Raw genomic sequence first — 12419 nt, 5'->3', positions numbered from 1 at the left:
GATGAGCCGTATCGAAACCGACAGCCTGGGAGACGTCCAAGTCCCGGATGACGCTTACTGGGGCGCCCAGACGCAACGCTCGCTGGTGAACTTCGCCATCGGCGAGCAACGCATGCCGCTGGCGGTGTTGCACGCGCTGGCCCTGATCAAGAAAGCCGCAGCACGGGTCAACGACCGCAATGGCGACTTGCCCGCCGACATCGCCCGCCTGATCGAACAGGCCGCCGATGAAGTGCTCGATGGCCAGCACGACGACCAGTTCCCGCTGGTGGTATGGCAGACCGGCAGCGGCACCCAGAGCAATATGAACGCCAATGAAGTGATCGCCGGCCGTGCCAACGAGCTGTCGGGCAAAGTCCGTGGTGGCAAAAGCCCGGTGCACCCCAATGACCATGTGAACCGCTCGCAAAGCTCCAACGACTGCTTTCCCACGGCCATGAGCATTGCGGCGGTGCAGGCGGTTCATCAACGCCTGTTACCGGCGCTCGCCACGCTTTCTGGCGGTTTGGCCGAGTTGGCCGCCCGCCATATGAAACTGGTGAAGACCGGCCGCACCCATATGATGGATGCCACGCCGATCACTTTTGGCCAGGAAGTCTCAGCCTTTATCGCCCAACTCGACTACGCCGAGCGCGCCATCCGCAGCGCCCTGCCCGCTGTGTGCGAGCTGGCTCAGGGCGGCACCGCCGTGGGCACCGGGCTCAATTCGCCCCATGGCTTTGGCGAGGCGATTGCCGCCGAGCTGGCGGCGCTGTCCGGCTTGCCATTCGTGACCGCGCCGAACAAGTTCGCCGCGCTCTCGGGCCACGAGCCACTGGTGACCCTGCACGGCGCACTGAAAACCCTGGCGGTGGCGCTGATGAAACTCGCCAACGACCTGCGCCTGCTGGGTTCCGGCCCACGCGCCGGGCTGGCCGAGGTCAAGCTGCCGGCCAATGAGCCGGGCAGCTCGATCATGCCGGGCAAGGTCAACCCGACCCAGTGCGAAGCGCTGTCGATGCTGGCCTGCCAGGTGCTGGGCAATGATGTGACCATCGGCATCGCCGCCAGCCAGGGGCACTTGCAGCTGAACGTGTACAAGCCGGTGATCATCCACAACCTGCTCGAATCGATCCGCTTGCTGGCCGACGGCTGCAACAACTTCCAGGAGCACTGCATCGCCGGCCTTGAGCCGGATGCCGAGCAAATGGCCGAGCACCTGGAGCGCGGTTTGATGCTGGTAACGGCGCTCAACCCGCATATCGGCTACGACAAGTCGGCGCAGATTGCCAAAAAGGCCTACGCCGAAGGTTTGACGCTGCGCCAGGCCGCGCTGGATCTGGGTTACCTGACTGATGAAGAGTTCGATCAGTGGGTGCGCCCGGAAAACATGCTGGAAGCCGGGCACTAGGAGAGCGGGCGAAAAAGCATCCTGTGGTGAACGCAGTTTCTGTGGCGAGCAGGCTTGCCCTGCGTTGGGTGGCAAAGCCGCCCTGATCCAGGCAACGCGCTCTGTCAGACAGACCTCGTCGGCGGGTTTTGGGGCCGCTGCGCAGCCCAACGCAGGGCAAGCCTGCTCGCCACAGTGGGCGTGTTCGTCCTTTAAGGGTATTAATGCGCCATGCGCAGCCGCCGGGCCTTGAGCCCGGCGAGCAGCGACGGCGCCAGCGCTACCGTCGCTGACCCGAGCACCACCACCAACGCGCCGACGTAGCCCAGGGTATTGATCTGCTCCGCCTGCACATAGTCCGGCCACAACCACGCCGCCAAGGCCACCGCGACAAAGGTCACCAACGGCGTCAGCGCCAGGGTCGCACTGACCCGCGACGCCTCCCAATGCGCCAGCGCTTCGGCAAACGCGCCATACGCCACCAACGTGTTCATGCAGCAGGCCAACAGCAACCAGCCTTGCAGCGGGCTCAATTGCAAAGCCTCCAGCGGATGCGCCCACGGCGTGAGCAACAGGGCGCACGACAGGTAGATCACCATCATTACCTGCAGCGAATTCCACACCGTCAGCAGTTGCTTCTGGCCAAGGGCGTAGAACACCCAGATGGTGGTGGCCAGCAGAATCGTCAGCACGCCGGCCGTGTAGGCACCCATGGAGGTCAGCAACTCAGCCAGGCGCTGATTGAAGAACAGACCAAAACCAAGGATCAGCACCACCAACCCCGCGCCCTGCCCCAGGCTGAAACGCTCCTTGAACACGAACACACTGGCGATCATCAAAAAGATCGGCCCCATCTGCACCACCAGTTGCGCGGTGCCGGGGCTGAGCATTTTCAGGCCCACCAGGTACAGCACGTAGTTGCCCACCAGCCCGCACACAGCCATCGCCACCAGCCAACCGCCCCTGGGGCCAAGCACCTTGCGACTGGGCAAGCGTTTGCTCAGCGCCAGGTAGATAAACAGGCAACTGCCGGCCGCCACCAGGCGAAACCAGGTGACGGTAACCGGGTCCATCACCTGCAACACTTGTTTAAGCTTGATCGGCAGAATGCCCCAGAGCAGCGCGGTCAGCAGGGTCAGGAGAAAACCATAGACCCAGCGGCCCGAAGAAATGTGCATGAGTGCCCCAAAAAACCAGAGGTGGAGGAGCCGGCATTCTAGGGCGATGCACTGCGCTTTGGGTATCGATCATTTGGTGTGTCAGGGCACCCCCATCACCAGCACACCGCTGCCACTTACAGCCCCTGCTGTCGGAAGAGAGCCATTGCGCCGTACCAGCGAGAACGTCACATCGTCTGCGCCCGTGCTGTTGGTGATACGGGTGAGGAACGAACCGTTCACCGGCACTGCAGTTCCCGCGCGCACCATGGCCGTGCCCACGTCCGGGTTACTCATCATCAACAGCCGCGTGTCGAATCCGGAACGGGTGCCTTTGTAGGTAATCGTGATAGGCGTGTTGATCCCGCCGTCCGGGCACGAGTAGGTGAGTCTGCGGTTACTGACGATGGAGGATGTGAGCGGGTCTATGCCGATTGCGCGCTGGTGCACCGTGCCGAAGTTGATTTCGATCGGGTTATTGTTGTTGATCGTGCAGGTGGAGGGGGAAACGGTGAAGTCGTTGCCTGCGGTGTAGGTCACCGTGAGATCCGCTCTGTCTGAGTTATAGTTGTTCGTGGCGGAGATACGCAGGAGCCCAAGCATATCGCCGATTCGAACATCGATCGGGTTGGATGGACTGCTACGCATCAGAATGTAAGGCGTGATATTGATCGGGTAGCCGACGCCGTTGTTGGGCATCGTGGCTATTCGTATCCCCGCCGGAACAGGAACATTCTGGAAAGATCCGTTGATTCGCAAACCGGCCCTCTCGCTGCTGAATTTAGGGCCGGGGGTCCAAGGGGCGCCTGTTGGATTACCGGTAGCCCAGTAGTCTTCGCCCCAAGCAGGACCTGCACCAGCGGTGAATCGACATTCGAGCCGGGCACCCTCCATCAGAATCCTCGTGCGATCCTCATCGAGCCGGACGTTCACGGGTACGGTCAGGTGAGTGACACGCCCCCACGCCCCGCCATTGACCCGACAGTCAACGGCCTGCGCGGTCGTTGCAACAGCAGTCAGCAGGAGCAGCACAACAGCTTTGTATATTCGTTTCATTTTGATCTCTCGTTGCGTATCCGCGCAGACCACCTTCCAGCGAGCGAGGTGTGTGCAAGGCTGTTTCCAACCTATGAATGTCGGTTGATCGTTACGGGTAATCCAGCGTAAACGTTGAGGTCACCGTGTATGCACCGTGCCCGATGGTTTGATCCCTGATGGCGGTCGGCTCGCCCTGCACAAAAGCCTTGAGCTCGATCACATTGCTGCCATCACTCAACACCTGTTCATCGCTGACGGCATTCACAGGCAGTGGCTTATCACTCAGTGTCTCAATACCGACGCCAATCCCTGAGGCACCACTGCCACCGTCCAGCGCGAACAAACCGGGCAGCTCGCCGTTTTCGGCACCGCCGAAGGTGATGGTCACGGTGTTGCCAATGGTGGTGTCACACTCCTCCAGGTGCAGCTGGAACCGCTTGCCCACTGTTCGCGTGTTGATGTAGAGGTGCTTACTGGTGACGTCCCAGAGCTCCAACGTGATTGCTTCATCGCCTGGGCGGAGGGTGCAGGCCTCTTCAACCAGGTTGCCCTTGAACATCAGGTTGTCCGCCGCATGGCCCAGGGGGATCAGGCCGAAGGTGAGCAAAAACGCCAGCCCGCCTTTTGGCACAATGTGGTTTCGCATCGACTCAGCTCCTACTGGTATTCGGCCAACAACGTGGCCACCGCCGTAAAACGCGAGGGCGTCAAAATGGCGCCTGGCAGCTGCACCGGCACCACTTCCAAAGTCGGCGGTGACGACAGGTTGATGTCCAGTGGCGTATTAAGTGGAAGTGGCAGGTTATTCTGGAAAACACGAATGCCCAGTGCCGGTACGTTGGTCTGCACCGCTGCACCGTCAAACGAGGTGGCTGTGCCGTTGACGCTCAATTTGAGCTCCCACGGCAACGTGTCGGTGCCACAGTTGATGGCGTAGCCGACACCTCTGCGATACTTCACACCGTCGACGCGCTTTACCCCGACGTCGCCAAAATCCACCTCAATCGTGTTGCCGCTGTCGATCGTGCAAGGCGGTGGTTCATTCAGCGTCCCGCTGAACGTCAAATTGGCCGACGCACCACTGCAAAGGCCGATGGAACACAAGGTGAGCAACGCGCGCTGCTGCCAAAAAGTCATTGATCATTCCTCGTCATTGGTAATCGACCACCAGGGTGGCGGCAGCATCGAATGCCCCACCGGTCAGCTTGCTGCCCTCACGCTTGACCGGCACCGCCTGCACCACGGGGAAATTGGGAAAGGTAAAATTCACCGCCGTATTCAGCGGCCAGTCAGTGCCGTTCACGAACAACTTGACCCCAAGGTCGGCCTTGCGGGTCGCCAGCACGCGGCTGTCAAACCCGGCGCCGGTGCCTTTGAGTTCCAGGGTCAGGGCGTTGCTGAAGGGCGAATCACAGGTGACGGTGTAAGGCACGCCGCGACGATAATTGACGCCATCCACCCGTGACGTCTGAAGGTCATTGCCAAACGGCACATCAAGGGTCGTGCCGTTATTAATGACGCAAGGCGCAGGCGCGATGATGACTGCCCGGATGACCAAACTGGTCTCGGCCTGCACACTTTGACTGACAAACCACAGCAGGCCACCAGCAATAAGAATGGCCCTTGGGCCGATTGATTGGGTCATCGCGTTGCCCTTACTCATAATTGAGCCTGAAATCCACCACAGCCCTGAATGCCCCACTGCTCAATGGCGCGGTGGTGCGGGTGGGCCGAACACGCCAGGTCTGGGTGTTGCGTCCTACGGGCAAAAACAAGGGTTGGCCCCTTGAACCCAGCTGTACGTCACGGCCCAAGGCGTCGGTCAATTGCAGGCCCATCCCGGTGATGCCTTGCACTTTGACCAGCCGTGGGTCATCGGCATCGGCCGGCGCATCAAACGTTATCGACACCACGGGTTGGTAGGCGCTCCATGCCAGGTTTCCCGTGCGTTCGTTGCGCACACGGCCGGCCGTGCGCAGGCAATCGGTAAACCGCAGCTGAAAGGCCTTGGCCGTCGCCTGGTCGCCGGGCCGTTGCAATTGGCTGGTGGACACGGCGTCCAGGTCAACCGTCTGATGCAGTGAGGTCATATCCAGGCTGCAAGGCGATTCATGCATAGAGCCGAGCACATTCAGCAGCCCACTCATACCTTCGATATCCTCGTCATCCTCGGCGGCGTGAACCGCCGCCGCCAAGACCCATAACAGGCCGCCCAAGACCTTCACACGTTGCGACTTCATGATGTTCTCCAGCAGCTGGCATTACTCAATTAGGCGATGAGGCCTGCACGTTCACGTTGCACGTGTCACCCGTGCAGGTGAACGCCAGGAGCGGACGACCGCCGTAATCATTCACATAGGCCAGGTAAGGCGCCGAACCCAGCGCCTTGGCGGAAGGGCCCAGGGTCAACGACTCCTTGGGCGCAATCATCAGGGGCGCAAAGCCCTCCACGGTTTTGCCCTCCTTGCTGCTGCGCGCATCCACCAGGGTCACGTAGTAAGGCGTCGGGTTGTGGACCCGGTACTGGTCGCCTTCGCGGGTCAGGGTGAGTTTCTGCTGCCAGGGGTTGGACAGGTCCTGCTGGCTCGGCGTAATGGCTTGCGGCCGGTAGAACAGCTTGATGCGGGTCTGCAAGGCAATTTGCAGGGTGTTGGACTTATCGCTGCGCGGCGGAATTTCCCGCAGGTTGAAGTAGTAAACCGTCTCCCGGTCCTGCGGCAGCGACTTGGCCGCCGGCAGCGCCTGGACTTTCACTTGGCTTTGTTTGCCAGGCTCCAGGCGTTGAACCGGTGGCAGCACGATCAGTGGCGAGGTGATTTTTTTACCCGCTTCGTCCTCGATCCAGCCTTGGGCTAGATACGGCAACTGGGTGTTGTTATTGGTGATGTTCACGCTGGTGGCATCTTTGCCGCCATCGAAAATCACGCGGGTGCGGTCCAGGCCGACGGCGGCGATGGCACTCTGGCTAAGGGCCAGAGCCAGCAGCGCCAAGGCCTGGGAGGTAAGGCGTGTGTTGAGCTTCATGAGGATGTGTTCTCCGTATCAGTGGGCTTGCCGGTCAGCACGGCGGGTTCAGCCAAGGATGGGTCTGCGGCTACCAGTTGGCAGCGCAGTTGCAGGGCGTCGGTCAAACCATCCGCAGGCAACGTGGCAGGCAGCGTGAGCAGGCAGCGTTCGTCACCGCCCCAACTGACGACCATCTGCTCGCCGGCCTGGATACCGCTCAGGTAGACGTTGCCGCCGTCATTCACAATCCCGGTGTCCTGTTGTTTGAGGTTCTTCACCGTGGCGCCGAAAGGCGGCAAGCTGCCATCGGGCAGACGCACAACGGCCATGGCCTTTTCACCGGCGATCACATCCAGCGAGCGGTAACCGATCGCGCCTTCGGTAAGGGTCAGTTGCGTGACCGATTGAGTGGCCTCGACATTGTTTGGCAAGCGCTCCAGATCAACGCTGGCCGCCGTGCGCTGGTAACTGCTGATGTCGGAGATCACGGCCTTGCCGAACACATTACTGCGGGTCGGTGAGCCATAACCGCGCACCGGAACATCAGGTACGCCGCCGGTGTCGATCATCAGGCGCGTGCCGCCGGTGCTGGTCGTGCGATGGAGTGCGCCACCGTAGGGGGTGAGCGTGCCGCCGCCACGTGCCGACAGGCCGAGGCTGCTGTAGCCGCCCTCTTGGGTGCTGGCGCTCAGGTCGATGTCGGCCTGGTCGCCCATATGGCTCAAGTAACCACTGGCGGAAGAATCACTGGCACTGAGCTGGTAGCTGTTGCGCTCATCGAGGCGATCGCTGTAGCGCGTCGCGAAGTTGTTCCTGCCGGCGGTCCGGTTGGCATCCATCGACAGTGTGCCGGTGCGCCCCAAGGGCAGGCTGACCGTCACGGCCATGCCGTTGTCTTTGTAGTTGTATTCCTGGGTGCGGTACATGTTCAGGGACAGGCTCATGTTCTTGACCGTGCCCACATTGAAATAGCGCGACAACGACAGGTTCCAACGCTGCGTGTCTGGCCGGTCCCAATAGGTTTGCTTGTTGTAGCTGGCGTAGACGGTGGCGCCCAGGTCACGAAACTGTTTGTTGACCGTGACCGTATACAGTGCCTTGCTGCCACCAATCGGCTTCCAGCCCTCACTGGGATCGCGATAATCGCCTCGCCCGCCGAGTTCGCCGTTCAACCCGTAATACCGGGCGTCCAGGTACTCGCTCATGCTCAAGAAGTTTTTCTCGGAAAACCGGTAACCGGCGAAGGTCACTTGGCTGTCGTACTCTTCGAAGTTCTTGGAGTATTGAAGGCGGTAGGATTTGCCCGAGAGCGTTTCGCGCCAAACCTCGGCGCGCGACTGCGTCACATCCAGCGAGACGGCACCGAACGCCAGCAAGTCCCTGCCGGCCCCGACCGATAACGCCCGATAGTTGTTATCGGTCATACCGCCGCCGAACAACGACCAGCCATTACTGATGCCCCAGGAAAACTCGCCGGTGCCGAAAACATTGCCATCCGAGCCGTTCTGAAGATTCGACGGTCGGCCAGTCGCCAACTTGTAGCGAACCTGTCCAGGGCGAGTCAGATAAGGAACACCCGCCGTATCCATCTGGAAGCTGTGCACCGAACCGTCCTGCTCCTCGACGCGTACATCCAGCTTGCCCGTTACCGCATCCTGCAAGTCCTGGATGCGAAAGGGGCCTGCTGCGACCAGGGTTTCGTAGAGCACACGGCCCTGTTGGCTGATGATGACTTTGGCATTGGTCTTGGCCACCCCGACCACTTCCGGCGCGTAGCCACGCAGGTTGGGCGGTAACTGGCTCTCGTCCGAGTTGAGCGCGGCACCGGTAAAACGGAAGCTGTCGAACAGGTCCGAATACAGGTAATTCTCGCCCACCACCAGGCGCGCCTTCAGCGCAGGAATCGCGCGATAGGCGTAGTAGCGGCTCCACTCCAGCTTTTGCGGCCCGGCCGCTTCCTGCCGACCACGTTCTAGGCGTCCTTGCCAGTCGGCCCTCAAGCGCCAGGCGCCGGCATTGGCGCCGACGGTGCCGTTGCCACTGAGGTTATTGCGGTTGCCGTCGCCTCGTTGGTAATTGGACTGGGCCGTCAGGCTGTAGTCCACCAGCAACCCTGGCACCCCTTCATCCCAGCGCGCAGGCGGGTCCCAGTTGATAGCGTTGTACTCCAGGTACGCCTGGGGCAAGTTGATACTCAGCGTGGAGGTGGCCAGGTCTCCACTGACTTCCATGCCTGGCAAACTTTGAATATCCAGACACTCGCCGCCCTTCCACCATGCCAGCTTGTCGGCATCGGAGCCTTTCAGGCTTAACTGTTCCACCAGGCTGCGCGACAAACACGCCTGACTGCCTTTGGGGTCTTTGTCCGGAGGATAGAACGCCACCGATTGTTCAGGAATAGGCTGGCCATTGACTTGCACCACCATCGTGTAAGTACCCGGCAAAATAAACCCGCTGCGGGCAAATTGAGACAAGTCAATATTGCTGCGATCAATCAGGTCGAGCACATCCGTATTAAACTCGACATCCCCGGCTCCCAGTGCTGTTCCTGCCAGAGACATCAACCCGCCAAACAGGCTCGGGCGCAGCGTATTTTTGAACTTCGCTGTATTCAACATGAACGCCTGTCCATCACTATTCAAAAGTATTCCAACTTGAACCGCACTGCGGCGGTGTGAGCACCCACGACCAGCGGCAGTCCATTACCGACCAGATAAAATCTGTAGTTGAGCGTCATATCGCCCTCCGATAAAGGCGTGGGCGACATTCGCTGCCCGGGAACACTCTCTTCGCCAGCAGCGTCAACGATGTGCAGGGCAACGCCCTGCGAGCCACCAAACACGGCAAAGGAGAGCCCTCCACGGTCGGTAGCGCCGTCAAATGTCACCCGCATGTGTTCCCAGTCAGGCAGGGTCGCCCCAGGGCGTGATGGGTCCGGGCGAGTCAGCGTGCAATTGACCAGTCGCAGTTGGAAGGGATGGTCTTCGCCGCGCGTGTTGCGTAGCAACCGGCCGACCGGCTCCGGTGGCATCTCGATGGTCTGATCGATACTGCCCAGTTCCAGCCCGCAGGCGGAGTCAACGACTTCTCCCCCCAACTGAACCACGCCATGACCTTGCGAAGATGCCTGGGCGAATACGCAAGGGCTGATGAATGTCATCAAAGAAGAGGCGAGTGCGAGGCGTATGAATGTTTTCACCTGGATCTCCCGTCAGCGTCCCCCCGCCACGCTGGGTGGCGGGGGGCAAAACTTACTGATAAGCCAAGGTGAAGTTGGTGACGGCGCTGAAGTCGCCCGGGATGATCGGGTCGGTGGCAGCGCCTTGCACGTAGGCACCGAACTCCAGGGTGTTGTTACCGGTGGCGATGGCCTGCGGGGTAGTGGGTTTGCCCAGTTCAACCAGGTCACCGCCGTGAGTCATCATGATGCCCACGCCGCCTGCACCACCGACCGTACCGATCGCACCAGGCACAGCGCTGGAAGGCGCGCCGGTGAAGGTGGTGGTCACGGTGTTATCGGTCAGGCCGGACAGGTCGCAGCCTTCCAGTTCAATCAGCACACGACGCGCTTCAGACTTGCCGCCCGAATCCAGTTGGTGTTTGGCAATCGCCCCCAGGCGAACGGTCTGATCCACCGAGTCAGGCTTGATAGAGCAAGCACCCGAGTGCACCGACCCCAGAAACGTAACCGTCCCATCCGCTGCCTGCGCAACAGAGATCGAGCCGGCCATCAGACCGATAGACAACAGCGCAGCTTTCATTTTGGTTTTCATGTACAGATTCCCACTTATTCACAAGTGTCATTAAAGAAGCCCGGCCACAGGTCGGTGCAGGGCTGATTAAACGAGCGGTTATAACCCGTGTTGTTAAGCCGATGATTCCCGAGTTGTTTTCCAATTAGTTGTATTGCAATTCAGGGATCAGCTCAACGCCAGGCAATTCTCCACTTCACACTTGCGCAAGTAAGCCATCCATTTCCGCAAACCAAGTAGCCGCGACACACTAGACCACGCAGGAAAAACATGGCTATTTGCCAAAACTTTGAAAAGCGCTGAAGGAAAAGGACTACGCGCGGACTAATGAGAACAATTCAAACAAGATCGCATCTGTAAGACGAGGATTACATGAGTTAAAAAATAACCGTGTTTACGCCATTAGAGCAACTAATCAAACAAACGAAGCCGTACCTGATTATTACCAAACAGCGAATGTGCAAAGGGGGAGCATGCTCCCCCTTTATTTGGCTACGGTGCTAACTGTCGATTGACTAACGCACCGCCTCAAACAAACCGGTCGCACCCATGCCACCGCCCACGCACATGGTGACGATGCCGTAGCGCAGGTTACGGCGCTGCAACTCACGCACCAGGTGCCCCACTTGCCGCGACCCGGTCATGCCGAACGGATGGCCGATGGAGATCGAGCCGCCGTTGACGTTGTACCTGGCGTTGTCGATTTCCAGGCGATTGCGTGCGTAGAGGCACTGCGAAGCAAACGCTTCGTTAAGCTCCCACAGGTCGATATCCGCCACCTGCAAGCCCTTGGCTTTGAGCAGTTTGGGCACCGAGAACACCGGGCCGATGCCCATTTCGTCCGGCTCGCAACCGGCCACGGTAAAACCACGGAAAAACGCTTTGGGCTTGAGCCCCAGTTGCAGGGCTTTTTCCAGGCTCATCACCAAAGTCATAGAAGCGCCATCGGACAACTGCGAGGAGTTGCCCGCCGTCACCGAACCGTCTTCGGCAAACACCGGCTTAAGGCCATTGAGGCTGGCCAGGGTGGTGTCGGGGCGGTTGCAGTCGTCGCGGTCGACCACACCATCGAGCACCTGCACCTGGCCGGTATTTTTGTCTTCGACCTTGTACTGGACCGCCATCGGCACGATTTCATCGTTGAACAAGCCGTCGGCCTGGGCCTGGGCGGTACGTTGCTGGCTTTGCAGGGCGTACAGGTCCTGGTCTTCGCGACTGACGTTATAGCGGCGCGCGACGATCTCGGCGGTCTGGCCCATGGGGAAGTAAATGCCCGGCACCTGCGCCTTGAGCAGCGGGTTGATCAGGTTGTCGGTGTTGACGCTTTTCATGGTCAGGCTGATGGACTCGACGCCACCGGCGACGATGATATCGCTGCAACCCGAGGCAATCTGGTTGGCCGCAATCGCAATTGCCTGCAAGCCCGAGGAACAGAACCGGTTGAGGGTCATGCCCGCCGTCCCGGTGCCCAGTTGCGAGAGCACCGCCACGTTTCGCCCGATGTTGTAGCCCTGGGCGCCTTCGTTGGAGCCTGCACCGACGATGCAATCCTCGACCGTCGCCGGGTCGATGCCGTTGCGCGCCAGCAGCGCGTTGACGCAATGGGCCGCCATGTCATCCGGGCGCGTCTGGTTGAACTTGCCACGAAAGGACTTGGCCAGGCCGGTTCGCACGCTGTCGACGATCACTACTTCACGCATGGGCTACCTCGATCTTGTTGTTGGGAGATGGACCGAGCATAGAGCCGGGCCTGCCCAACCGCGATGATCATTCACCTGGCATATGCAAAAGCATGACCGCCTTACGAACGATGCCTCCGTGGCGAGCAGGCTTGCCCTGCGCTGGGCTGCGAAGCGGCCCCAAAACCTGCCGATAAGGTTTGCCTGAAAGAACGCGCTGCCTGGGTCGGGGGCCGCTGCGCAGCGCAGCGCAAGCCTGCTCGCCACAGGTTTTGCGCCCAGCCAGGGTTATTTCTTTGGATCGTTCCCACGCTCCGCGTGGGCATGCAGCCCCGGACGCTCTGCGTCCCGCTGACCACGGCCACCTTGAAGGCGACGCGGAGCGTCACTGGATGCGTTACCACGCAGAGCGTGGGAA

Annotated in this window: 12 protein-coding genes; 1 reads left to right on the top strand and 11 read right to left on the bottom strand. The window is 60.3% G+C overall.

Features of this window, described 5'->3' with window-relative positions; translation table 11 throughout:
* Position 1: 1 nt before the first annotated feature.
* Positions 2–1390 (top strand): class II fumarate hydratase, encoded by a 1389-nt coding sequence (locus AOA59_RS11000; protein WP_065931355.1) that lies wholly within the window; start codon positions 2–4, stop codon positions 1388–1390.
* Between the two features lie 200 nt (positions 1391–1590).
* Here AOA59_RS11000 and AOA59_RS10995 read toward each other — a convergent pair whose 3' ends face one another.
* From AOA59_RS10995 to AOA59_RS10945, 11 genes are all read right to left on the bottom strand, one after another.
* Positions 1591–2547, bottom strand: coding sequence for a DMT family transporter (locus AOA59_RS10995; RefSeq protein WP_099487285.1), 957 nt, complete (start codon positions 2545–2547; stop codon positions 1591–1593).
* A gap of 81 nt (positions 2548–2628) precedes the next feature.
* On the bottom strand, positions 2629–3582 hold the full coding sequence (locus AOA59_RS10990; protein WP_099487283.1) for a fimbrial protein: 954 nt from the start codon (positions 3580–3582) through the stop codon (positions 2629–2631).
* A gap of 91 nt (positions 3583–3673) precedes the next feature.
* On the bottom strand, positions 3674–4210 hold the full coding sequence (locus AOA59_RS10985; protein WP_069786553.1) for a fimbrial protein: 537 nt from the start codon (positions 4208–4210) through the stop codon (positions 3674–3676).
* A gap of 11 nt (positions 4211–4221) precedes the next feature.
* Positions 4222–4701 carry a fimbrial protein gene (locus AOA59_RS10980; RefSeq protein WP_065931351.1) on the bottom strand — a complete coding sequence of 160 codons (480 nt, stop codon included), beginning with the start codon at positions 4699–4701 and terminating at the stop codon, positions 4222–4224.
* A 13-nt stretch (positions 4702–4714) separates the two neighbouring features.
* Positions 4715–5209, bottom strand: a complete 495-nt coding sequence (locus AOA59_RS10975) for a fimbrial protein (protein WP_065931423.1) — start codon at positions 5207–5209, stop codon at positions 4715–4717.
* A gap of 10 nt (positions 5210–5219) precedes the next feature.
* Complete coding sequence (locus tag AOA59_RS10970; RefSeq protein WP_065931350.1) at positions 5220–5804, bottom strand: fimbrial protein; 585 nt, start codon at positions 5802–5804, stop codon at positions 5220–5222.
* 25 nt (positions 5805–5829) lie between these two features.
* The gene (locus AOA59_RS10965) at positions 5830–6588 is read right to left on the bottom strand and encodes a fimbria/pilus periplasmic chaperone (RefSeq protein ID WP_099487281.1); all 759 of its coding nucleotides are present in this window, start codon (positions 6586–6588) and stop codon (positions 5830–5832) included.
* Positions 6585–9188 (bottom strand): outer membrane usher protein, encoded by a 2604-nt coding sequence (locus AOA59_RS10960; RefSeq protein ID WP_158235237.1) that lies wholly within the window; start codon positions 9186–9188, stop codon positions 6585–6587. Before AOA59_RS10960 ends, AOA59_RS10965 begins: the two co-directional genes overlap by 4 nt.
* 20 nt (positions 9189–9208) lie before the next feature.
* Entirely contained in the window at positions 9209–9769 is a 561-nt protein-coding gene (locus tag AOA59_RS10955) for a fimbrial protein (protein WP_099487279.1), read from the bottom strand.
* Between the two features lie 52 nt (positions 9770–9821).
* On the bottom strand, positions 9822–10343 hold the full coding sequence (locus tag AOA59_RS10950) for a fimbrial protein (protein WP_099487278.1): 522 nt from the start codon (positions 10341–10343) through the stop codon (positions 9822–9824).
* Positions 10344–10837: 494 nt separating this feature from the next.
* Entirely contained in the window at positions 10838–12022 is a 1185-nt protein-coding gene (locus AOA59_RS10945) for a thiolase family protein (protein WP_065931347.1), read from the bottom strand.
* Between the last annotated feature and the right edge of the window lie 397 nt (positions 12023–12419).

The sequence above is a fragment of the Pseudomonas sp. 2822-15 genome (assembly GCF_002742515.1).
GTDB lineage: Bacteria > Pseudomonadota > Gammaproteobacteria > Pseudomonadales > Pseudomonadaceae > Aquipseudomonas > Aquipseudomonas salomonii.
Note: the sequence above shows the minus strand (reverse complement) of the source record. Positions and strands in the feature narration are given on the sequence as shown.